The organism is Hymenobacter cellulosivorans, assembly GCF_022919135.1.
Lineage (GTDB): Bacteria > Bacteroidota > Bacteroidia > Cytophagales > Hymenobacteraceae > Hymenobacter > Hymenobacter cellulosivorans.
The window spans coordinates 3873692-3895536 of record NZ_CP095049.1 but is presented as its reverse complement, the minus strand read 5'-3'; the positions used below and the strand labels follow the sequence as shown (position 1 = coordinate 3895536).

Annotated in this window: 19 protein-coding genes; 9 read left to right on the top strand and 10 right to left on the bottom strand. The window is 63.3% G+C overall.

Features of this window, described 5'->3' with window-relative positions:
- Nucleotides 1-35: 35 nt before the first annotated feature.
- On the bottom strand, nt 36-1013 hold the full coding sequence (locus tag MUN80_RS16385) for an acyl-ACP desaturase (protein WP_244714543.1): 978 nt from the start codon (nt 1011-1013) through the stop codon (nt 36-38).
- 104 nt (nt 1014-1117) lie between these two features.
- Nucleotides 1118-2740 carry a hypothetical protein gene (locus tag MUN80_RS16380; protein WP_244714542.1) on the bottom strand — a complete coding sequence of 541 codons (1623 nt, stop codon included), beginning with the start codon at nt 2738-2740 and terminating at the stop codon, nt 1118-1120.
- A gap of 153 nt (nt 2741-2893) precedes the next feature.
- Between MUN80_RS16380 and MUN80_RS16375 the strand changes: the two genes are divergently transcribed.
- Nucleotides 2894-4549 (top strand): ArnT family glycosyltransferase, encoded by a 1656-nt coding sequence (locus tag MUN80_RS16375; protein ID WP_244714541.1) that lies wholly within the window; start codon nt 2894-2896, stop codon nt 4547-4549.
- Here the strand turns inward: MUN80_RS16375 and MUN80_RS16370 are convergent.
- The 4 genes from MUN80_RS16370 to MUN80_RS16355 form a co-directional block, all read right to left on the bottom strand.
- Entirely contained in the window at nt 4546-5511 is a 966-nt protein-coding gene (locus MUN80_RS16370; protein WP_244714540.1) for a glycosyltransferase family 2 protein, read from the bottom strand. The genes MUN80_RS16375 and MUN80_RS16370 overlap by 4 nt on opposite strands.
- 6 nt (nt 5512-5517) lie before the next feature.
- Entirely contained in the window at nt 5518-6822 is a 1305-nt protein-coding gene (locus MUN80_RS16365; RefSeq protein ID WP_244714539.1) for an MATE family efflux transporter, read from the bottom strand.
- Nucleotides 6823-6999: 177 nt separating this feature from the next.
- A complete protein-coding gene (locus MUN80_RS16360) occupies nt 7000-7620 on the bottom strand; it encodes a hypothetical protein (protein ID WP_244714538.1) in 621 nt (206 codons plus the stop codon).
- Nucleotides 7566-8003, bottom strand: coding sequence for a hypothetical protein (locus MUN80_RS16355; RefSeq protein ID WP_244714537.1), 438 nt, complete (start codon nt 8001-8003; stop codon nt 7566-7568). Before MUN80_RS16355 ends, MUN80_RS16360 begins: the two co-directional genes overlap by 55 nt.
- Before the next feature lie 145 nt (nt 8004-8148).
- Here MUN80_RS16355 and MUN80_RS16350 point away from each other — a divergent pair, with 145 nt between their 5' ends.
- Nucleotides 8149-9072, top strand: a complete 924-nt coding sequence (locus MUN80_RS16350) for a hypothetical protein (RefSeq protein ID WP_244714536.1) — start codon at nt 8149-8151, stop codon at nt 9070-9072.
- Nucleotides 9073-9285: 213 nt separating this feature from the next.
- Entirely contained in the window at nt 9286-10485 is a 1200-nt protein-coding gene (corA, locus tag MUN80_RS16345) for a magnesium/cobalt transporter CorA (RefSeq protein WP_244714535.1), read from the top strand.
- A gap of 94 nt (nt 10486-10579) precedes the next feature.
- Here the strand turns inward: corA and MUN80_RS16340 are convergent, their stop codons facing one another.
- Nucleotides 10580-13315 carry a hypothetical protein gene (locus MUN80_RS16340; protein WP_244714534.1) on the bottom strand — a complete coding sequence of 912 codons (2736 nt, stop codon included), beginning with the start codon at nt 13313-13315 and terminating at the stop codon, nt 10580-10582.
- Between the two features lie 38 nt (nt 13316-13353).
- Nucleotides 13354-14025, bottom strand: a complete 672-nt coding sequence (locus MUN80_RS16335) for a hypothetical protein (RefSeq protein WP_244714533.1) — start codon at nt 14023-14025, stop codon at nt 13354-13356.
- Between the two features lie 83 nt (nt 14026-14108).
- Here MUN80_RS16335 and MUN80_RS16330 point away from each other — a divergent pair, with 83 nt between their 5' ends.
- The 3 genes from MUN80_RS16330 to MUN80_RS16320 all read left to right on the top strand — a co-directional run bounded on the left by MUN80_RS16330 (nt 14109) and on the right by MUN80_RS16320 (nt 16921).
- Complete coding sequence (locus MUN80_RS16330) at nt 14109-14678, top strand: hypothetical protein (RefSeq protein WP_244714532.1); 570 nt, start codon at nt 14109-14111, stop codon at nt 14676-14678.
- A gap of 84 nt (nt 14679-14762) precedes the next feature.
- On the top strand, nt 14763-15323 hold the full coding sequence (locus MUN80_RS16325) for a hypothetical protein (protein WP_244714531.1): 561 nt from the start codon (nt 14763-14765) through the stop codon (nt 15321-15323).
- 110 nt (nt 15324-15433) lie between these two features.
- Nucleotides 15434-16921, top strand: a complete 1488-nt coding sequence (locus tag MUN80_RS16320; protein ID WP_244714530.1) for an APC family permease — start codon at nt 15434-15436, stop codon at nt 16919-16921.
- 76 nt (nt 16922-16997) lie between these two features.
- On the opposite strand, the gene MUN80_RS16315 is transcribed toward MUN80_RS16320, so the two are convergent.
- Both MUN80_RS16315 and MUN80_RS16310 read right to left on the bottom strand, forming a co-directional pair.
- The gene (locus MUN80_RS16315) at nt 16998-17699 is read right to left on the bottom strand and encodes a carboxypeptidase-like regulatory domain-containing protein (protein WP_244714529.1); all 702 of its coding nucleotides are present in this window, start codon (nt 17697-17699) and stop codon (nt 16998-17000) included.
- A gap of 345 nt (nt 17700-18044) precedes the next feature.
- Entirely contained in the window at nt 18045-18422 is a 378-nt protein-coding gene (locus MUN80_RS16310) for a hypothetical protein (protein ID WP_244714528.1), read from the bottom strand.
- Between the two features lie 235 nt (nt 18423-18657).
- Here MUN80_RS16310 and MUN80_RS16305 point away from each other — a divergent pair, with 235 nt between their 5' ends.
- The 3 genes from MUN80_RS16305 to MUN80_RS16295 all read left to right on the top strand — a co-directional run bounded on the left by MUN80_RS16305 (nt 18658) and on the right by MUN80_RS16295 (nt 21832).
- Complete coding sequence (locus MUN80_RS16305) at nt 18658-19989, top strand: NAD(P)/FAD-dependent oxidoreductase (protein WP_244714527.1); 1332 nt, start codon at nt 18658-18660, stop codon at nt 19987-19989.
- Between the two features lie 131 nt (nt 19990-20120).
- A complete protein-coding gene (locus MUN80_RS16300) occupies nt 20121-20348 on the top strand; it encodes a hypothetical protein (protein WP_244714526.1) in 228 nt (75 codons plus the stop codon).
- Between the two features lie 98 nt (nt 20349-20446).
- The gene (locus MUN80_RS16295) at nt 20447-21832 is read left to right on the top strand and encodes a 4Fe-4S binding protein (RefSeq protein WP_244714525.1); all 1386 of its coding nucleotides are present in this window, start codon (nt 20447-20449) and stop codon (nt 21830-21832) included.
- Nucleotides 21833-21845: the final 13 nt, after the last annotated feature.

Here is a 21845-nt window from a genome sequence, read left to right as displayed (position 1 = left end):
CTTTGCTTTTTAGCGTAGCAGGGTTCTACACCTACCTACTCAATCCACTTGAACTTGTATTCGAGCTTGGGCACCGGCATGCGGTCGGCGACGCGGCGCAGGCGGTTGGGCAGGGCCATGATGTAGTCGCGGGCTTTCTCGGCGGCGCCATTCAGGCCCGTAATGTGCTCCAGCTTCCAGGTAGTAATCAGACCTTCCAGAATGTCGGTGTAGTCTTGGCTGGTGTACACACCCAGGCGCTGGGCCGCATCGGTGAAGTGGCCGAAGGTTTTGCCCATTTCCACGCCCAGCTCGCGCATGTAGTGGGCCGGCATCACGATTTTCTTGCGCATCATGTCCTCGAAGGCCAGCATCATTTCCGAAGGGTCCACTTCGAAGATCTTGTCGACAAACGTCTGGTAGACGCGGGCGTGGCGGGTTTCGTCGCCGGCAATCATGCCGCAGATTTTGGACAGTTGCGCGTCGCCGGCCTTGCGGGCCAGGGTGCCCACGCGGCGGTGCGAAAGGTTAGTAGCCGCTTCCTGGTAGCTGGTGTAAATGAAAGCCCGGTACGGGTCGTGGGCCGTGCCCAGATCGAAGCCGTCGGCAATCAGGTACTGGGTGCTGGTTTCGAACTCGCGCATATTCACGCGGCCCGACAGGTAGAGGTAGCGGTTGAGCAAATCACCGTGGCGGTTTTCCTCGGCCGTCCAGCCCCGAATCCACTGCGCCCAGCCGTTGTTGGGGTCGCGGTTCAGGTCGTCGAGCTGGTGAAACCAAGCCTCGTAGTTGGGCAGAGCCTCTTCCGTGATAGTGTCGCCAATCAGCACCGCTAACAGGTCGTAGCTCAATCCTTTAGCTCGTTCGCGCAGTTCGCGCACTTCGTCGAAGAAGGTTTCCGAGCGGGAGTCGGGCAGAAAGTCGGCGGGTTGCCAGCTGTCCTCGACCTTTCTAAGAAAGCCGTCCAGATTTTCTTTTAGAAAGGATTCGAGATGCTGAAGCACCTCCCCGCGGGAGGCCACAGTTGCAATCATAGGAAGAGAAAAAGGAGGAATTTGGGTCAAATGTAGGCATTCACCTTGCACAGATACGTAAAACCACCCCTGTCCGACGCCTACAAAATTTTGGCATTTTACCCTTATTTCATCTTTTCCACATCCACGGCATACGGCTGAGGCAGGCCCGTAGCTGGAGCCGTTCCGGCCGACCGGGGCCGGACACTCATTCGCCAACCCTGCGCGGCCAGATAAGCCGACAGCCATGGCACCGTTTCGGGGGCCAGCCACCAGTGCGTGGTGGGCCGCTGCGCCAGCTGTACCAAAGCCGGAACCAGCGCCCGGCGGCCGGTGAGCCGGGCCCGCAAGGCGGGCTGGGATGGGTCGAGGGTGGGCCAGCCGGTGAGGCTGAGCACGGAGTGGGGCGCAAACCGCAGCACCCGAAACGGGGACTGGGACTTATAAGCAGCTTCCAACCCGGCTGTTACGAGTACCGCGCCCCGCTGGGTGGCCGCCTGGGCGGGCAGCAGCACAGTCAGGCCTTGCTCCCGCTCCTGGCGCAACACCTGGCGCCGGTGCGCGGTTTTGAAGGCGTAGGCAATCAGCAGCAGGGTCAGCACGGCGAAAAAAGCCGGGGCCAGCCGGGGCAAGGGCCGGCGGGTGTCGCGCAGAAAGTATATGAGCGTGGTCAGCGTCCAGAGGCTGAACACGGGCATTCCCAGCCGGGGCGGCAACTTGAGGACTACCCCCAGCCCGAGCAGCAGGCCCCCGAAAAAGAGCTGCACGAGCCAGAAGCTTTGGCGCTGCGGGTAACGACGGCTACGGGCCACCAGCAGCCACCCCACCGCCAGCAGTATGAGCAACGCAAAATAATCCCGCCCGAGCAAGCTGCCCCAAACCTGCAACTTACCCGGCGCCACCTGGCTCAGAAAGTGACCCGCCTCAAACCGAGTGGCGCGCCCAAACAGTCCGGCGTTGACCAGAGTGGAGTCGCCGAGGGCCCAGTGCGCCAGGGCTTGCAGGCCCAGCGTATCGGCGGAGGTGGCAGGCGTGGTACGGTAAAGCTCGTAGTCGTTGACGTTGGACTTGAGGACATCCAGGGTGCGGTAGCTAGCCTCGGCCGGGGTGCGCGTGAGCAGCAGGCTGGCCGAGGCTAGCAACAGCAGCGCCAGGCCCGCGCCCGCCAGGGAAGCCCCGCGGCGGCCGGCCAACCATAAGGCCCCCGGCCCGGCGGCCACCAGGCCCAGCAGGGCCGCGCTGGGCCGAATCAGCCAGGCCAGGGCCAGGGCCAACACGGCCACGGCTAGCACGCGGCGGCGAGTGGGCCGCTGGGCCGCTAACAGCAGCGCCGTGCCCGCCAGCAGTACCGGCACCCGCACGTAATTGAACCAGAGCCCGTGCTCCAGCCAGGCCAACCCAAAAAAGCAGAGTAATACAAGAAAAATCCGGGTTCCGGCGAGCCGGCCCCGCAGCAGCTTATCGAGCACGGCAAAGCTGAGCACCGTGGCTAGGTACAGCAGCGCGTAGAGCAGCAGCCCATACCAAGGCAGCCCGGGCCAGTGCTGGTACAAACCCGCCAGCACTGGGGCCAGCCCGTGAAAGTACAGGTGCAGGTCGGTGACGGGCGCGGCGGCCGTGCTGCCCTGCAGCAGCAGCGTGATGCTCACGTCGTCGTTGGTTTCGTAGTAACAGCCTAGGCCCAGGCCGGCCAGCACCAGCAGCAGGGCCGGCAGCACGACAACGCGCAGGAATCGGGAGTGGAGCATCGGGGCAGGCGGGCGGCGCGGAAGCGGGAATGAAGGCCGCGCCGCGGTAAAGATGAGAAACCCGCCGGGTTTCCCAGCGCTGACGGGGGTGCATAGCGTAGCACAACTGGCCTGGCGGCGGGCAATTAGCGCCAAATCGGTTGCTTTGCAGTTGTGAAGCCCCTATATTCCTCCCGCCTGCCCGACCTGACGCTGGCTTTCGTGCTGCTGCTGACCGTGGCTTACTTTCTGCTGACGCACGAAGGGCTCTACGACCTGGACGATTATTTCTACGCCCGCTACGCCCACCAACTGGCCAGCGGCACGTTTCGGGTAGAGCCCGACCCACTGGGCTTGCTCCACGACCCGCTCAAGGAACGGTGGCTGATTTTCGGGCCAGTAGCTTTGCTCTACCGCGTGTTCGGCATCGGCATCATCACCACCACGCTCTGGCCGCTGCTGGCTACACTGGGCTGCTCCCTGGTCATCTGGGCCACCTACCGCCGCCACGAGCCGGTGGTGGCAGCCGGGGCCATGCTGCTGCTGGGCCTGCACTACTTCACGCTGAACCTGACGAACTATCTCTACCCGGACAATATTCTGATGTTCTGGTGCCTGTGCTGCGGCGTTGCCTTGCTCAAAGGCCGGCAGGCCGCGCGGCGGCCATGGCGCTGGGGCGCGGGTTTTGCCTTGCTCAACTTCGCGGCCCTGCTCAGCAAGGAAACCATTGTGTACTACCTGCCTTGCTACCTGGCCCTGCTGGCCGTGGACGTTTTCCGACGGCGCCACGCGCGGTTCTGGCTGGCCGCGGCCGGCGTGGGCGTGGTAATGCTGGGGGCATATCTGGCCTTTTATCAAGCCTACACCAACGACGCGCTGTACCGGATTCACCTGATTGAGCACACCAATGAGTACCTGAAGGAAGGCAACTTCCTGGGTGGCAACCGTGGAGCGCTGCTGGCCCGCCTGACCTATCTGCCCCTGGTTTTTTTCGTTGGCACCGGGCTGGCCGGGGCGTTGGTATTGGCCGGAGCGGCCGGGCTGCAACGCCGCCTGTGGCTAAGCCCGGATGCGCGTTTCTGGCTCCTGCTCACGTTTACCACGCTGGCCTTTTACTGGCTGGGCAGCACATCACTGAGCCAATACAACCCCATTACGCTGCTGCCGCGCATGAGCACGCCCCTGCTGCCGCCCCTATGTCTGGCCGCCGGCTTCGGGCTGCGCTCCTTCTTGGACTCGGGCCGGGGCGGCTACTGGCTGACCCTGCTCCTGCTGGCGGCCGCCGCCTGGCTGCACAACAGCGTTTCGGTTATCTACGGCCTGCTGGCGCTGTATTTTGCCGGGGCTACCTGGTGGGCAGCGCGGGCCACCGAGTCAAGCTGGCGGCCGGGTACGGGGCGTTTCGCCAGGCTGGCCCTGGGCACGTTGGCGTTGGCTCTAAGCATCCGGCCGGTGTATTTTATGGGTAAGCCCCGCGTATCGGCCCACTTTGCCCAGCAGCGCGTTATCAGCCAGCAACTGGCGGCCCCGGCCCGAGGCGTGGTGTTCGTGGATAACTTTCTGGTGGGTAACTACGACTTCTACTATGGCTTCCAGGTGCCGGCCGGGCTGCGGTTCCGGCGCTACACCGCCGCCGACTCGGTACAGGTGGGCCCCGGAGAACAGGCCTGGCTGCTGGTCAACAGCCGCACGCTGACCAACCCCGAGCTGACCCGCAAGCTGATTCGCTCCTCCGAGGCCGAGGTGCTGGCCCGCTTTCCGCGCCGCCGCCTGTTGACCCAGGACCAGCAGGTACGGCTCTACCGGGTAGAGTTGCCGCCCGCCGACTAGCGCCGGCGCAGGGCGGCGTAGCAACTCAGTAGCCAGTCCAGGGGGCGCACGGCCCGGGTTTGTTGGAGTAGTTGATACAGGTCTTGGCCCTCGCGGAAATTGCCCCAACGCACGGCCTGGCGCAGCTCCCAGCGCAGGCGCACGGCCAAGGCGGACCGCTCTTCGGGGGTGCGGCACAAGGCCAGGGCTTTTTCACAAACCCGGATGGTGGAAGCCAGAAACGGGTCGTTGGGTCGGTAGCCCCGCCGCGACATAGAGCTCGGGTGCAGCCGCTTCTGGGTCGTGACCTGGTCCAGAAAGTAAAAGCGCCAGTGCCGGGCGGCCCGCACCCAGAAGTCGAAGTCCTCGTAGGCCAGGGTTTCGTCGTAGCCGCCGAGCTGTTCCAGGGTAGCCCGGCGCATGAGCATGGTGGGCGTGCTGATGAAGTAGCGGCTAAGTACATCGGCAAACACCCAGCCTGAGGCCGGGCGCGGGTGCAGGCCGGCCGCGTCGCGCCGGTAGTGGCGGCGCACGAAGCGGGAAGCCTCGTCGATGAGCTCGGCATCGGTAAAGACTACGCCATAATCGGGCTCCAGGCGCTGGAAGCAGGCTACTTGCTGGGCTATGCGCTCGGGCAGCAATACGTCGTCGGTGGCAAAGTCCACGACAAACTCGCCGCGGGACCTACGAAAGGCCTGGTTGAAAGCCCGGCAGTTGCCCTGGTTTTCGGGCAGCAGGTGCAGCTCCCAGGCGGGGTTGCGGGCGGCGTAGTCGCGCAGAATGGTGGCGCTGCCATCGGTACTGGCATCGTCCACGAGCAGCACTTCCAGGTGGGGGTAGGTCTGGGCCAGAATGGAATCCAGGGCGGCGGCCAGAAACGGGGCGTGGTTGTAGCACAAGGCCACGATGGTCACCAGCGGCAGGGTTTCTGCTCCTGGGGGCGGGCCTTGGGGTTCTGCATGGTTCACTGCAACTGCTTTCATAGTCAATCAGCGCCAGTACGGCCGGAAATACATCAGGCAGCCCAGCAGCAGGATGCCAAACCGGGCAGCGTGGGCCAGGGGAGCACCCAGCAAACCGTAGCGGGGCAGTAGCACGGCCAACAGCCCGGCATACAATACGGCCGAGCCCGCCTGCACCGCCACGTAGCGCCCCACCCGGGCCTGGGCCATGAGCAGAAACAGCAGCGTCCAGGTCAGAAACTTGGCCCAGTCGCCGATAAACTGCGGGGCCAGCAGGTCGCGGGCGGCGCCAAACTGGGCGTCGAAAAGCAGAGGCAGCAGCCAGTCGCGCACCAGATAGAGCAGCCCCAGCCCCAGGGCTGCCCCGGGGGCCAGCACCAGCAGCACGGTACGCACGTAGCGTCGTAGCGGGCCCGGCTGCCCAATCAGGGCCGAGAGGCGGGGGTAAAACACGCTGCCCATCACGGCCGAAAACACCATGGTATAGTTGTCAGAAAGCTTGGCTACAGCCTGCCAAAGCCCGGTTTGGTACAGACTGAAATACCGAATCAGCACGTCGCGCATCACGAAGTCCACGGCCTTGCTAAACACCAGCACGCTGACGGCCATGAGCAGAAACCGCCCCAAATCCCGCGCGGCCCCGCGGCTGAGGCGCCCCCGCAGCGGCGGCAGCAGCCCGTAGCGGGCACACAGGCCCAGCGTGGGCAGCAGGGTAGCGCCCTGGGCCAGCAGGTAGGCCAACAGCACGTTTTCCACCGGCAATCCCGCATACAGGGCCGCTCCTACCCCGCCCACGCCCACCGCGCTCAGCACCACCGTCAGCCAGACGTAAGCCCGCAGCCGGCCGGCGGCCAGCAGCACGGCTACCCAGAACGTGTTGGCCGTGAGCAGCCCGATGCCGGCGGCAAACAGCGCCACCCAGGTTAGGGAAGGCGCGAAAATGCTCACCAGCGCCTGCCTGCCAGCCACCAGTACTACCGTGCCCAGCAGCAAAGCCAGGCCGTTGAGCAGCAGCCCCGCTCCCAGCCAGGCCCGGTACCGCCCCGAGCCGGCCCGCAGCGGGGCCAGATACTTGACGAGGCCCACGTGCGTGCCCTCATTGGGCAGGGTCGTAAACAGGGCCATCAGGTTCTGGAAGTGAGCCAGCAGCGTGAGGCCGCCCGGCCCGCCGTACACGGCCAGCAGCTTGTTGAGCAGCAGGGCCCCGGCCGTGCGCGCCCCCACGGCCAGGCCTGAGCCCAGCGCCCCGCGCAGAAAACGCCGGGCCCCACTCGCCACGGGGGGAGCAGTGCCAGCAACGGCGGCAGGTTGGGGCGAGTCGGGGGCTTCCATGGTCGGCAAAAGTAGCGGATGTTCGGGCACGGGCCGCCCCGGGGCCAGAGCACGGCCCTACGCCGGTGTAGAGAGCCTACCAAGTCCGTGGCAGGCGTCCTTCACCTGTGAAGAGCCCTTTTCGGTCCTTCTTCAGCACTGCCGATACCAACCGGAGAACCCTGGCGGGGCGCGCCGCTACCGCTCAAAGGTGAGTTTAAGGCTGGGCACGCCGCCGAGGTGGCGCTTGAACTGCAGCAACGAGCTGTTCAGGCCCTCAGGTAGCGTGGAGGTGCCCAAATCCAGGAGCTGCTGCCCGTTGGCGCGCCCGAAGGCGTGCAAGCCCTCGTTGAGCAGCACCACCGGGCTAAAGGTGTTGTAGGCCAAGGGGCTGGCTGGGTAAAAGTTGTAGAGCACCCGGCTGTTGACCCGGATGGCAATGGTCAGGGCCGCCCAGTCGCCGCCGGGGGTGCGCACCGAAAACAGGAAGTGGTCCTGGGGAAAGAGCCGGAACAGCTCCTGCAGCCGCTCCAGACTCAACGACAGCGCCTGGCCCTTTTCCTGGCGGCAGCGGCTCAGGAATTCGTAGGCCAGGGGCAGATACAGCGGGGTTTCCTGCTCAAAGACAAAGCCCTGCTGCTTGCACTTGCGCAGACGGCGCTGCTCCGAAGGATGCAGCCGCGCCCGAAAATCCTCGTTCAGGGGCAGGTGGTGGTTTATTTCAGCCAGGGCCACCCGGTAGCCCAGCTGCTGCAGGGTGTGGGTCAGCAAGGCGCTACCGGCCGGGTCGTAGACAAACGGGTGACTGCGCAAACGCACGCGGTCCAGCCCCGGGTGGCCAGCTCAGCGTGCACCTGTTCCAGAAAGGCCCGCAGTACCGCCGCTGGCAGCTCCGGGACCAACTGCACCGCCCCAAACGGGGCCTGCCACGGGCTGTAGCCCCAGCCTTGGGCCGCGTCGGCGGCTACGTGCAGCTGGGCCACGGTGAGCTGCCGGGCCTGATCTTCGAGGTAAAAAGTGAGCTGCTCGCCGGCAAAGCGTTGCAGCGCCTGGTGCTCGGGCCGCAGGTACAGGTGGGGCTCAAAAGCCAAGGGCAGCACCGGGGGAGTCGCCACTTCCGGGCCCGGCCCGGACTGCCACCGCACCACGTACCGGCTTCCTTCCACGGGCAAAGGCAGCAGCTGAGGGAAGGCAAGGGGCATGCGGGACAAGGGAAAAAGGCGACAAACGGGGCTGGGAGGGCGAAAGTACAAGTAAAATTGGGGTGCCGGCTGCAAAGCCCACCGCCGCGTCGTATTTTTGCGGCCCTTTTGCCGTTCCCCTCCCCTTCACCGCTTTAATTCCCGCATGCTCGCACTTTTCCTCTCGGTTCTTTGCTCGGTTACTATTGTTTTCATTTTCAAATACTTTGCCCGCTTCGGCGTCGACACTTTCCAGGCCCTGATTGTCAACTACGTAACCTGCGTGGTGGTGGGCTGGCTGGCCTCGGGGCGGCCCAGCCTGGCCCCGCTGCTGGCTGGCGGCCCCTGGCTTGGCGCGGCCGTGGCGTTGGGCGGCTTGTTTATCGGCACGTTCTACCTGGTGGCCCTCACAGCCCAGCGCGTGGGTGTGAGTGCGGCCTCAGTGGCCAATAAAATGTCGCTGATTTTGCCCGTGCTGTTCAACTTACTGGTGTTGCGCCTCTCCCAGCGGCCCTACACCTTCATCAACTACGCCGGCATGGCGCTGGCCCTGCTGGCCATTCTGCTCACGGCCCTGCCCCGCCGCACCGTGGCTCCAGCCGCTGATTCCAACGCTCCTCCCACTACGCCCGCGGCCGGCTGGTGGCTGCCCGTGCTGCTGTTTGTGTCCAGTGGGGCCGGCGACTCCCTGCTGAACTTTGCCAGCTCCACGCTGCTGCCCGATGCGGCCACCCGCACGCTGTTTCCGCTCGTGACCTTCGGGACGGCCGGCGCAATTGGCCTGGTGCTGCTGCTGGTCCGCGTGGCGCAGGGCGGCCAGCAGTTTGCTTCCAAAAACCTGGTTGCAGGCATGATTTTGGGCATTCCCAACTACTTCTCGATTTACTTTCTGATCCTGGCCCTGGGCAACTTCGGCAACGACGGGGCCTTCGTCTACCCCGTCGCCAACGTGGCCACAATTCTGCTGGGAGCCGTGGGCGCGGGCTTGTTGTTCCGGGAGCAGCTTGGCCTCCGGGGCCGCCTGGGCCTGGCCACGGCCGTCGTGGCCCTGATGCTGATTTCCTACCAGGAAATCGTGGCCGTCTTCTAACCAAAGCCGTTACTTGTGCCCTCCTCGTCGCCCATCGAATTCTGTGTTTCGGTGGGCGACGCGTTTATCTGGCTCTCTGGTTTGCCTGTCCGGCCAAAAAAACGTCTACTTCACAGCTTCTTCATTGAAACCCCACGCCGGAAGCCCTACTTTTCCGTTGGCGGAGGCCCGCCCCCTTCCCTGCTGCCTTAGCTGCGCCTTACTTTTTTGCTCATGACTGCCGACTCTTCCCTACCGCTGCCCACTGCTCCCGACCTGTCGCAGGAAACCGAATCTGAAGCTCCGCGGGCCGGTATTTCCGACCGGGCAGCCACCCAACAGGCGCGCGAGCAGCAAGTGGGGCAGCGGCCCGGCACGCTCACCATCCGGGAAGGCTCCCTACCGCCCCGCCTGTTTTTGATTTCCTACAGCGACTCGTTTTTCACGGAAGCGGAATACCGCAATTACGACGACCTGTGGGCGTATTTTCAGGCCAACCCGCAGCTCAAGCACTGGCTCGACGTGCGCGGCTACAACGACCTGGCCCTGATGCAGCGCCTGATGCAGGATTTCGGCATCCACGCCCTGCACATGGAAGACGTACTGGGCGACTACCAGCGCGCTAAAGTGGACGTCTTTGATGAAAGCCGCCTGTTTCTGGTGTCGCGGATGACCGACTTCACCTCCTCGCTGGAAATCGACGACGACCAGCTCTCCCTCGTGACGGGCTCCAACTTCGTGGTGTCGTTTCAGGACGATTACGACGACTGCCTCGACTCGGTGCGCAACCGCCTGCGCTCGGGCTTCAGCATGATCCGGCGCAAGTCGTCGCTGTACCTGGCCTACGCCCTGACCGACGTAGTGCTTGACCACTACTACCCCACCATGGCCGCCATCGGCGACTATATCGAAGTCCTGGAAGACCGGATTTTCAACGGCCGCCCCAATCGCCGTTTGCTTAGCCGCATTCTGCAGATCAAGAAAGACATTGTGCGTTTTCGCCGCCTGGTGTACCCGGAACGGGAAAAGATTGCCGAAATTCTGCGCATGCCCGAGCAGGTCATTCCCGAGGATATCAAGGTGTACTTCAAGGACTGCTACGACCACGCCATTCAGGCCATGGACCTGGCCGAGAGCTACCGCGAATCCATCAGCAGCCTGATGGACCTCTACCTCTCCGACCAAAGCAACCGCATGAACGAGGTCATGAAAGTGCTGACCATCATCAGCAGTATTTTCATCCCCTTGAGCTTCGTGGTGGGTCTCTACGGCATGAACTTCCAACGGGAAAACCCCGACGGCACCATCAACCACCTCAACATGCCCGAGCTTTACACGCCCTGGGGCTATCCTGCCCTGCTGGGCCTATTAGCCGTCATCGTGGCCGGCCAACTCATCTACTTCTACCGCAAAGGCTGGCTGACGAACCGGTGAGTTTTAGTTGTTCGTTGCTCGTTGTCAGTTGTTAGGTCGTTCGGAATCAGAATCAGAACAACTGACAACGAGCAACTGACAACTAAACGCCTAATTAATTAAACTTCAACACCGTGCGGCGGAGCTCGTTGCCGATGATGCGGTAGAGCTGGTAAGTGTTGGTGCCGGCGTCATAGGAAAGGCCAACGCTGGGGGCGCTGCTGTCGAAGGGCTGCCCGCCCACTAGGCGGCCCTGGGTGTCGTAGATATAGGCTTTGTGCGGGCCGGGCTCGGTCAGCACGTAGGCGTCGCGGCCGGGACCGAAGCTCAGGAACTGCACGGGCTTGGGACCGGAAGTCACAAAGCTTTGGCTGAGCAGCTGCCGGCCGGTGGGCTCAAATAGGTGCAGGTGCCCCCCATCCTGACGCGCTATTACATACCGGCGCTGGGCCTGGTCAGGAACCATTCCAAATACCGAGCTGCGGCTCCAGGTCGCCACCCGGTTGCGTCCCACGATTTCGCCGCTCAGCGTGAAGCTCACCCGCTCCCCGTGCTGGCTAACTACTGTGAGTCGGGTGCGGCGCAAGGTGGGTCCGCTCTCCACGAAAGCCCCCGAGTGCAGCCGCGCCCCCACGCTGATGGGGAAGCCCGGATACACACTACCCTGCTCATCGAAGGCGTAGATATAGCCGTTTTCGAGCAGCACCACAATCACGTCGCGGCCTCCTATTACCAGGTACTGCGGCGGGGCGGCCAGCCCGAATTCCATGCGCTTGGGCTGCCAGCCCGGGTAAGCGCGGCCGTTGGTATCGTACAAGAACAGATTGCCGCCCCCGCCGCCCACCAGCAGCCGCGGCGCCAGCCGCCCCGTTACCGGCGAAATAGTCAGGGATGAGGCCTGCACACTGTCGGGCAGGTTCAGGGGGAAGTCGGGCCGCTCCCGGCCGCTCTCATCCAGCAAGTGTACCCGGCCGGGCGTGGCAAACAAATACCCTTGCGCTGGGCCCGTCGTGAGGCGCTGTACCGAGCCCACCAGCGGCCCGGGCAACGAATCGGACCAGGCTACCACGTTGTCGGGCGTCACGTAGTGCAGCACTTGCTGATTGTCCTGCACCAGTACGCCGGGCACGCGGGCCCCCGTTACGGGTACCAGAACTGGGGCACTGGTCAGGGGCGTTTTGAAAGCCAGCGCCACGCCCGTCCCGTTGGCCGACTGGGGCTTGGCTACGGCTGGCCCAATGGCGGGGTGGCGCAATACCAGCTGAGTGAAATATTGGGCACCGGGCTCGGCTTCGTTAGCCGGCGGTACAAACTGCAGGGCAATCTGGGGAAAGCGCTGAAACAGGGTTTCGTTGCGCAGCAGGCCGGCCCGCCGCTCTTCCACCAGGCCGCGCAGCAGCACGTTCCAGCTGTTGCGCGTGTCGATGAGTACCCGCATCCGGGCCAGGGGCTGGGTTTCCTGCAAAAAAGCCACCTGCGTGGGCGAGCGGCTCCACACTTCCCCGGCTGCCACATCCGTAAGCCAGAGCCGCAGGTCGGCGGCTTCTTCCCCGAAGGCGAGGTAATTGCCCACCTGGGCCACGGCGGGCAGGGCAAAGCCGCGGAACAGCGGCCCCAGCAATTGCGCCGGCAACTCCGCTACGCCGGTCTGGTAAATCTGGTAGGGGCCCACCCGCTCAAAGGCGGGAGTAGCTCCGTTTTGCCGCCGCAGTTGGCCCAATAGGATGGCGGCCTTGCCCGGGTTGGCGCAATACACCAAGGCCAGCTTGGCCGGCCGAATCCGGGCGGAGGGCGTGGCCAGGTAGCACAGGGCCGCTTCCTCGCGCAAGCCGGCGGCCAGACTATCCAGCAGGGGCTGGTTTTGCTGGTCCAGCGAATCGGTAGCGGCGGGCCGGGCCGGGCGTAGCACCTGCACTGGTCCCAGGCCCAGGTGCACCAGCATGGCCGTGCGCAACGACAGTACCTCGGCCATGCGCAGGCGCTGGGTGGGCTGCAGGCGCAGACGCTGCTGGAGCGCGTCGCGGGCCGTTTCAGGGTTAGCAAAGCCGTTAAAAACAACCTTGTTACCAGCCAGCTTCATTTCAAACTGCCCGTTGCGGGCCAGGCTGGTGACGGTGCTGATACCGGGCTGGGCTTCGGGACGGAAAAACACGCTCAGAAACTGGGGCAGCCGCCGGTAGTTGATGAGCAGCGTAGCATCCACGTCCTTGAGCTGCAGGAAATCGGTGCTCTGAAAATCGGCGGCTACCGAGGGCAGGCTGGGGTGCTGCAGGCGCTGAACTACGGCCTCGACCAGTGGGGCACTGGCACTTAGCACCAGATGGTTGCGGTAGTTGAAAAACGTAACGCCCTCGTCGGTATCCCGCTCCCGGATGCTGGTCAGCTGCTCACCCAGATACTCGCGGGTACTAACCTGGTAGTGCGGGTCACGGGTCAGGCCATCTACCAGGGTCCGCACCTGCCGGTACTCCCGCACGCTGCCGATGGGCACCTGCAGGAGCACATCGAAGGTGCGTTTGCCGGTAACGTGCACCGAGGTCAGCACTTTTTTAGTACCCAGAAACCGCAGCACCACATTGGGCGTGCCGGTGATGCTGTCGACCAGGCCCACGTGCTCCTCCACCTGCTGAAAGTAGCGCACGGCCGTCAGGTTGTCCCAGAGCTGGGTTTCCTTCAGGTGGCGCACCAGCGTGGCATGGTCGCGGGTGGCTACCACAAACACCGCGTCGTCGGGCACCAACGACCATGGGTCGACGGGCACGCTGGCCACGGCGCGGCGATAGTATACATAGGAGCCGAGGGCCGAAACCAGCAGCAAGCCTATCAGGAACACCAGAAGCTTTTGCGACATTACGCGGTGGCGGGAGAATGGGCGGGCGGCAAAAATAGCTATTCGCCGCCCAACTGCGCGGCCGCGGGCCGAGCCTGCTGCACGTGCACCCGCACGGCATTGCTGACCAGACTTACGCGGGGCACGCGGCGCAGTTGCCGCTGCATGGCGCTCCAGTGCTGGGCCCGGAGGCTTTCCTGGGTTTGTCCGGCGTGCTGGGGCCAGTAATTATTGTCGCCCATCCACCGCTTCTGCTCCGGCTCCAGGGTGGAATAATGAAAGGTTATTTCGTAGTCGCCGGCCGGCAGCGTGGGGTAAACCTGAGGAATCTGAAACTCAACCTGGGCCACTTTGAGCAGCGGGTTGAAACTGGCCTGGGGCTGCAGCTTAATAAAGTCGGTGGAATCGAGGCTGTTCAAAATGCCGCACCGGCTACCAGCGGCCGGCAACTGGGCGGGCCGGAGCTGCCGGGCCATAAAATACGCCGCCGGGGCCCGAAAAAGGGCTTCGGAGCCATCCAGCGCGTATACCAGTGTCAGGGCGGAGTCGGCCTTGTTCTGAATCCGTACCCGGAAGATAATTGGCTCTCCTTGGTAATATTCCTTTGCGATGGGCTCAATGGTGCAGGCCAACTGCCGGGCCGGAACCCGGGGGCGCTCCTGGCGCTGGGCGGCCCCAGGCAAGGCAGCCAGCTGCAGGCAGCCCAGAAATAGTACGTAACGAAGTGACATAGAAAACAAGCTCCTAGGGCCCAGCCGTGCGGCTAGTCCGGGTACGAATCGTATCTTGGACAAGATACACTGTTTCGCGCGCTATGCTCCGTCGTCGTTGGCTTTTGCTGCTTGCTCTGCCGCTGCTGTGCGCGGCCTGCTTCCAGATTCGGGAGCCCGAGCCCGCCGACGCCGTCAGCGACTGGATCAGCCCCACGCAGATTGACATTCTGCTCGCCAACTTCACGGCGGCTGTGCAGCGGGCCAACGTAACCAATTACGAGCGGTGCTTCAGCGGTCCGGCCTACCGCTTCGTGCCCGACCCCACGGCTGCGGGCACGGCCACTTCGTTGTTTGCCAACTGGAGCGTGAGCGAGGAGCGCGACTATTTCAACAGCCTACGCCGCCGCATGACTCCTTCTGCCACCAACCAGCTCACCCTCACCGACCGGCGCGACCAGCTCTTCACGGCCGACTCAGCCGAAGTGTCGGCGCTGTATCAGTTGCGCCTAACCCAGCAGGACACGGCATTTCGAACCAACCTGGTTGAGGGCAACATCCGGCTGCTGGTACGCCGGCGCAACAACGAGTGGAAAATTGCCGGCTGGCGTGACCAGCGCACCTCCGCCCGCGGCACCTGGACCGACGTCAAGAAGTACTTTATAACGCACTAAGAATGTAGTTGTCAGTTGTTCGTTGTTAGTAGCAGCCGCCAGCAAGAACTAACGACGGACAACGAGCAACTGACAACTAATAACATGCAACGGCTTCGGGTTTTTATGGCGGAAATGGTAGAGCTGAGCCCAGGGCGGCGCGGAGCGCTGGCTACGGCGGGCGTGCTGCTCTTGGCGGCCTGCAACCCCTTCGCCCCGGCCCTCGACGACGTACCCACCGACCCCAATAAGCTGCTGGGCAACCCGGTCACGGTACAGGGCTTTTTCGAGCGGTTTCGGGCCAGCTACCAATTGCGCGACTCGACGCTGTACGGGCAGCTGCTGGCCCGCCCGTTTACCTTCACCTTCCGCGACTTTGCCAACAACGTGGACCGTTCCTGGAACCGCGACGTGGAAGTAAACACGACCTACCGCCTGTTTCAGGCTGCGCGCACCGCCAACCTGCAGTGGACCCAGTATTTGCCCACCTCCGACACAGCCTTTTCCGATACGCTGGCCTACGTGGAGCGCTCCTTCAGCCTGACCATCGAGCAGCGCGACAACCAGACCTTTACCGGGGCCGGCAGTGCCCGCCTGGTGCTGGTACGCAAAAGCCGCCAGGACCCGTGGCGCATGCGCAGCTGGTACGACCGGAGCGAGTTTTGATTTCAACTGTCTGCGGCCCCCAAAGCGCTACTGTCTTAGAAGAAGCCCGCTGCTTGCCGCGGGCTTTTCTTTTCTATCTTCCGGCCTCCAAACGCCCTCATTCTTTCTCTATGCCCGAACAACAAGGCCACTTTCAGCGCGCCATTACCCTTTTCGACGCCGTCATGATCGTGACCGGCAGCATGATTGGCTCCGGTATCTTTATCGTGTCCGCCGACATTTCCCGGCAGGTAGGCTCCAGCGGCTGGCTGCTGGTGGTGTGGCTGCTCACCGGCGTCATTACCCTGGCCGGGGCCGTGAGCTACGGCGAGCTGGCCTCCATGTTCCCGAAAGTGGGCGGGCAGTACGTGTATCTGCGCGAGGCCTATAATAAGCTGGTGGCCTTTCTCTACGGCTGGACGCTGTTTCTGGTAATCCAGACCGGCGTAATTGCGGCCGTGGGCGTGGCCTTCGCCAAGTTTACCGGCGTGCTCATCCCCTGGTTCAGCGTCAAGAACGTCCTGTTCAAAACCGGCCCGCTGGTCGGCGACTACGCTTTTGAGTTCAGCAGTGTGCAGCTGCTGGCCATTCTGCTCATCGTGGGCATCACGGCCATCAACGCCCGGGGTGTGCGGGCCGGCAAGCTGATTCAGAATGTGCTCAGCAGTACCAAGCTCGTAGCCCTGGCCTTGCTCATCCTCGGGGGCCTGGCCCTGGGCCTCAATGCTGAAGCCGTGCAGGCCAACTTCCACGACCTGTGGACGGCCGTGCGCTACCCGGCTCCCGGCGTGACGGCGGCCCCGCTCCCACTGAGCCTGAGCGGCCTGGTGGTAGCCATCGGCATGGCCATGACCGGCTCCCTGTTTTCCTCCGACTCCTGGAACAACATCGGCTTTGCCGGCGAGGAAATCGTGAACCCCGAACGGACCCTGGTGCGCAGCATGGCCATCGGTACGGCCATCGTCACGGCCCTCTACATTCTGGTTAACGTGGTGTATCTGCTGGCCCTGCCCCTGGTAGGCTCGCCGGACGCCACGACTATAGCCGGCCGGGGCATTCAGTACGCCACCGATGACCGGGTAGCCACCGCCGTAGCCGAACACGTGCTGGGCCCGGTGGGAGCCGTAGTTATGGCCGTCCTGATCATGCTCAGCACCTTTGGCGCCAACAACGGCATCATTCTCTCGGGTGCCCGGGCCTACTACGCCATGGCTAAGGACGGACTATTTTTTCCCGGCCTGGCCCGCCTTAATGCCGCTGGCGTGCCGGCCCGCGCCCTGTGGGCCCAGTGCCTGTGGGCCTGCCTGCTCTGCCTAAGCGGCTCGTATGGGCAGTTGCTCAACTACGTCATGTTCTCGGTAATCCTGTTTTACGTCATTACCATCATCGGCATTTTCGTGTTGCGCCGCACCCGCCCCGACGCCCCCCGGCCCTACCGGGCCTGGGGCTACCCCGTGCTACCCATTATCTACGTGGTGCTGGCCTCCATCTTCTGCATCATCCTGCTGGTAGCCGAAGACACGGCCCTTTTCTCGCGCCGTGGCCTGATGCTGGTAGCCCTGGGCGTGCCGGTCTTCTTCCTGTTTGGCAAGCGCTTCGCCAACAATCCGGCAGCGTAACGCTCCGCCTGTCTCAAAACGCAAAAAAGGCCGCCTAGTACTGGGCGGCCTTTTTTGGCTTCGGTAGCGTAGCCGACTAGCGGCGCCGGCGTTTGCCACCCTCAGAAGGAGTCAGCGTCACATTGAGGGGCTGGCCGCCGCGGGCCCGCATTTCCTGGTCCTGGTAACCGCCGTAGCCATACACCAGCGTATTGTCGCCGGCGGGCACTTCCAGGGTGTAGTTGCCATTGGCATCGGTGCCGGTACCCTTGCGCGAGCCTTTCACCAGCACGGTAGCCCCAGCCAGGGGCCGACCGTTTTCATCCAGAATGCGGCCCGAAAGCGTCACATTGGCCGGCTCGACAGGAGCGGCGGCTACTTCCGGCGCGGCGGCTTCCGGTACCGGCGCAACTTCGGTCGTGGTCATTTCGGCGGGCCGCACGGGTTGCGCTGCCACGGCGGCTGTGGCAACCGGGCGGGCGGCGGGCTTAGCCGCCGTGGCGACGGGCTCAGTAGCCGCGGCCGATTCGGTGGCCGTTTCTTCGGCGGGCTCTTCCTCTACCGGTCGGCTGCCGGTTACGGTGGCATCGCCGAGTACGAAAGAGGGCATTACGCTGGAAATAGCTGTTTTTGCCGTCTTGACGGGCACGAAGGCATACCCCAGGCCGGCAAATAACACAATAGCGCCCACGATGATGGCCAGCTTACCATTACCGGAGGAAGAATACTCTTCCTCCGCACTGGCCAGCAGCGCAGCCTCGTCAGTTTGTGAATCATTAGAAGGAGTAGAAGTGCTCATAGATGTGAGAATTGGGGTTGTAAAAAGTTGATCGGTAGGCCAGCTAAAGCCGTCAAGGGTGCCGGGTTGCGGCCTGTTTACTTGTAGCTTTAATTCGGGTTTCTAAAGATATATAAATAGTCATACACGCTCCTAACATTTTCGTAACCCCGCGGTTACACTTGCCGTAGCAGCCACCCTAGCCTATTTAGTTTACCTGTAAGACCCTAGGCCTCTGAGCAGTTGATTGGCCGGTATCCAGCCTTTTCCTCGCCTTCTTTCAGGCCGGGTAGGGCCACTACTCCACAAAAAAAGCCCCGCACACCAGGCACGGGGCTTTTTACAAATAGCAAACTATTCACGCTGCTAGTCGCGGGGCGTTTTGGGCGGGCCGCTCGGCGCTTTCTCGCCAAATTGCTGCTCACGGGTGCGGATGTCCATATCCTTTTCGTAGCTGCCTTCCGACTCAAAGCCCGGTCCTTGGGACTGTTCGCCTGGGGTAGCATGGTTGTTGGCCCCGTAGGGCGTCAGGTCGTCGCCGCCGATGTGCAGGTTTTCAAGTTGGTCTTTCTGGTCGCTGCGCTGGGTGTAGCCATTGGCGCCCATGTTGCGGTGAGCAGAGGGGTCATCGGAGGCTTTGCCGTTGCTTTCGCCTTCTTTGTATTCCCGCTCTTTTTCCAGGCCCTCGTTCTTGCTGGTGCCGGGGGTCTTGGTGATTTCTTCGTTTTCGTTATCGACAGCCATGTGGGTAGGTGCTTTGGTGATGATAGTGGGATTTGCTACTAGCTTACGCACTGGCGGCGGGGAGGTTGGGGCCAGCTGGCCGGAGTTCTGAGTCAAGCCAGACCCAGACCCAGCTAAAGGGCTGACAAAGACGGAGAGCTTCTACCCGAACCACCGCCCGTAGCGGCATTTTGCACTGAGCCGCCTACATTTGAGTACCGGTCGGCGCCGGCTGGCTCCTCTTTTCTTATTTCGTATGCGCCTCCTCATTATTGGTAATGGCATAACGGGCGTCACGGCGGCCCTGACGGTACGCCGTCTGCAGCCCGCGGCCCAGATTACGCTGGTGTCGGGGGAAAGCGCCCACCACTATTCCCGCACGGCGCTGATGTACGTGTACCTGGGCCACCTGCGCTACCAGGACATCAAGCCTTACGAAGACTGGTTTTGGGCTGAAAACCGCCTGGAGCTGGTTGAGGCCACCGCTACCGGCCTCGATACTGAAAGCCAAACCGTGACCCTCCACGACGGCCGGCAGCTGGGCTACGACAAGCTGCTGCTAGCTACCGGCTCGGTGAGCCGTCGGGCCGATTGGCCGGGCCAGGAGCTGGGCGGCGTGCAGGGCCTCTACGGTCTGCCCGACCTGGCCCGCATGGAGCGCGATACCCACGGCATCGGGCAGGCCGTGGTGGTGGGCGGCGGTCTGATTGGGGTGGAGCTGGCCGAAATGCTGCACTCGCGCGGCATCGAAACCACACTACTGGTGCGCGACGCGCATTACTGGGGCTCGGTGCTGCCTGCCCCGGAAGCCCGGCTCGTGGATCAGCAGTTGGCCGAACACCACGTGGCCGTGCGCTACCAGACCGAGCTGGCGGAAATTCTGGGCGACAACCAGGGCCGGGTGCGGGCCGTGCGCACCACGGCTGGCGAGGAACTGCCCTGCCAGTGGGTGGGCCTGGCCACCGGCGTAACACCCAACCTGAGCCTGGTGCAAGGCACGGCCGTGGAAACCGACCGGGGTATTCTGGTGGATGCCCAGCTGCAAACCAGCGTGCCGAACGTGTATGCCGCCGGCGACTGTGCCCAGCACCGGCAGCCGGGTCCGGATGAGGTGCCTATCGAGCAGCTCTGGTACACCGGGCGCATGCAGGGCGAAACCGTGGCCCATTCCATCTGCGGGCAGCCCACAACCTACCAGCGCGGGGTGTGGTTTAACTCGGCCAAGTTCTTTGCCCTTGAATACCAGACCTACGGCCGCGTGCCCGCCCGACCCGAAGCCGGCATCGACTCCTTTTATTGGGAGCACCCTAGCGGCCGGCTGGCATTGCGCATCAACTTCAGTAGTGAGCCGGGCTTCGCCGTGACGGGCTTCAACGCCCTGGGCTTGCGGCTGCGCCACGAGGTGTGTGCCCGGTGGATCAGCGCCCAAACACCCATTCGGGAGGTAATGACCCAGCTGGGCGCGGCCAACTTCGACCCAGAGTTTTACCGCCAGCACGAGCCCGACATGATCCGGCAGTTCAATGCCCAGTTTCCCCAGCACGCCACGGTATTGCAGCGCCGCAAAGGGCTGTTTTCCCGGTTCTGAGCTGAACAAGGCCCTGTCGGTTTGCTGGCGACGCCCTACTTTCCCCAGCAGAGCCGCTAACTTTCTGCTGCCGCGCCCGAATCATTCCGCCCGGAACGGGCTTGTAGCTACTTCACCCCCTTTTGCTTCCCATGGATTTCACCAAGCTCTACCGGCCCAGCGCCCTGAACAGCTACCAGTTTATTGCCGTTACCGGCCTGATTATGAGCGGGGCTGCCCACCTGATCCTGCACTACTTCGTGCATCGTGTGCCCGAGGGCTACACCTGGCTGTACGCGTGCTGGGCGGGACTGTACGTAGTAGGGTCCCTGCTCAACTTGTTTGGTAAGCCTAGTGAAGGGCATCACCACCACCATTAAGTGGCCGGGCCGCATGCTTGGTTGCGGCCAATAGCTTATCTTACTGCTCCGCTTGCCAAACTACCTCTCTCCGCTGCCCCCTTCACCGCTTCTCTCCGATGCCTTCCTCTGCTGCGGCCGCTAGCCTGGCGCTGGCCCAGCCGCCCTTACCCACCGTTTCCCCCCCCGAGAAAACCACGCTCACCGTCATTGGCCTGGGCTTTCTGGCCCTGCTCGTGGCTGCCGCCGCTGCGGATGCCTACCGGGCCCAGCTTAGCCTGTACGCGGGTTTGGGCCTGATAAGCGGCGGTACGTTGGTATGGGCCTGGCTTAAGTATGGCCGCCAGCCCGCCGGCCTGCAACACGACAACCTCTGGCTGCGCAGCAGCACCAGCCGCGGGGCCGTGGCCTGGGTTACGGCCGTGGTCCTGACGGGCTTCTACGTGCTGCTCTATTGGTACAGCTCCCCCGACGACAAGGGCAATTTTGGCCTGCTCAACGGCTTGGTGCATACCCTCGACCCGTTCAGCCAGCTGCTGCGGCAGCGCCCCGCCGACCAGTGGTTTCTCTACGGCACGTTTTACACCCTGGCCATTCTGCTCATGGGCGGGCGGGCTCTGTGGAAATACCGCCACTCCCCCTACCAGCGCCTGCGCACCGTATCGGTCATGTTTTTTCAGCTGGCCTTTGCTTTTTTGCTGCCCGGTGTGCTGCAGTTTTTTCAGCAGCCCGAGTTCTATTTTACTTATTTCTGGCCCCTGAAGTACGACTACCTGTTTCCCAGCTCTTTTGAATACCTGATTCGGGACGGACAGGCACTGGGCGTATTCATGGTGGTCTGGGGCGCGGTTATGTCGTTTGTGGCCACGCCGGTACTTACCTATTTCTACGGCAAGCGCTGGTACTGCTCCTGGGTGTGCGGCTGCGGGGGCCTGGCCGAAACCGCCGGGGACCCCTACCGTCAGCTTTCCGACAAGAGCCGGGCCGCCTGGCGCTGGGAAGTGCGCCTGATTTACCCGATTCTGGGCCTGATTCTTCTGGTAACCATCGTGGTGTGGCTCAACTACTGGCTGCACGGCGCCATCCTGGGCTCCTTGGCCGACGGGCTTTACCGGTTCTACGGCTTCGTTATCGGAGCCGTGTTTTCGGGGGTAGTGGGCGTGGGCTTCTACCCGATTCTGGGCAACCGGGTGTGGTGCCGCTTTGGCTGCCCCATGGCGGCCTATCTGGGCTTGCTGCAAAAGCACTTTTCCCGCTTCCGCATCACCACCAACGGCGGCCAGTGCATCAGCTGCGGCAACTGCTCCAACGTCTGCGAGATGGGCATCGACGTGAAGCAGTACGCCCAGCGCGGAGAACCCATCATTCGGGCTTCCTGCGTGGGCTGCGGCATGTGCAGCACGGCCTGCCCCCGCGGCGTGCTCAACCTGGAAAACGGGCCGCGGGAAGGCCGCTACCAAGGCTCCTCCTTTATTCACGCCGATAGTCTGCGGCTACTTTCTTAATCGTTATGCGAAG

Bases quoted from the DNA above. Each gene is read 5' to 3' on its own strand.
- MUN80_RS16380 (WP_244714542.1), bottom strand. From the start codon at position 2,740: ATGCTCCACTCCCGATTCCTGCGCGTTGTCGTGCTGCCGGCCCTGCTG.
- MUN80_RS16300 (WP_244714526.1), top strand. From the start codon at position 20,121: ATGGATTTCACCAAGCTCTACCGGCCCAGCGCCCTGAACAGCTACCAG.
- MUN80_RS16320 (WP_244714530.1), top strand. From the start codon at position 15,434: ATGCCCGAACAACAAGGCCACTTTCAGCGCGCCATTACCCTTTTCGAC.
- MUN80_RS16330 (WP_244714532.1), top strand. From the start codon at position 14,109: ATGCTCCGTCGTCGTTGGCTTTTGCTGCTTGCTCTGCCGCTGCTGTGC.
- MUN80_RS16325 (WP_244714531.1), top strand. From the start codon at position 14,763: ATGCAACGGCTTCGGGTTTTTATGGCGGAAATGGTAGAGCTGAGCCCA.
- MUN80_RS16315 (WP_244714529.1), bottom strand. From the start codon at position 17,699: ATGAGCACTTCTACTCCTTCTAATGATTCACAAACTGACGAGGCTGCG.
- MUN80_RS16365 (WP_244714539.1), bottom strand. From the start codon at position 6,822: ATGGAAGCCCCCGACTCGCCCCAACCTGCCGCCGTTGCTGGCACTGCT.
- MUN80_RS16335 (WP_244714533.1), bottom strand. From the start codon at position 14,025: ATGTCACTTCGTTACGTACTATTTCTGGGCTGCCTGCAGCTGGCTGCC.
- MUN80_RS16385 (WP_244714543.1), bottom strand. From the start codon at position 1,013: ATGATTGCAACTGTGGCCTCCCGCGGGGAGGTGCTTCAGCATCTCGAA.
- corA (WP_244714535.1), top strand. From the start codon at position 9,286: ATGACTGCCGACTCTTCCCTACCGCTGCCCACTGCTCCCGACCTGTCG.
- MUN80_RS16340 (WP_244714534.1), bottom strand. From the start codon at position 13,315: ATGTCGCAAAAGCTTCTGGTGTTCCTGATAGGCTTGCTGCTGGTTTCG.
- MUN80_RS16355 (WP_244714537.1), bottom strand. From the start codon at position 8,003: ATGCCCCTTGCCTTCCCTCAGCTGCTGCCTTTGCCCGTGGAAGGAAGC.
- MUN80_RS16370 (WP_244714540.1), bottom strand. From the start codon at position 5,511: ATGAAAGCAGTTGCAGTGAACCATGCAGAACCCCAAGGCCCGCCCCCA.
- MUN80_RS16350 (WP_244714536.1), top strand. From the start codon at position 8,149: ATGCTCGCACTTTTCCTCTCGGTTCTTTGCTCGGTTACTATTGTTTTC.
- MUN80_RS16295 (WP_244714525.1), top strand. From the start codon at position 20,447: ATGCCTTCCTCTGCTGCGGCCGCTAGCCTGGCGCTGGCCCAGCCGCCC.
- MUN80_RS16305 (WP_244714527.1), top strand. From the start codon at position 18,658: ATGCGCCTCCTCATTATTGGTAATGGCATAACGGGCGTCACGGCGGCC.
- MUN80_RS16310 (WP_244714528.1), bottom strand. From the start codon at position 18,422: ATGGCTGTCGATAACGAAAACGAAGAAATCACCAAGACCCCCGGCACC.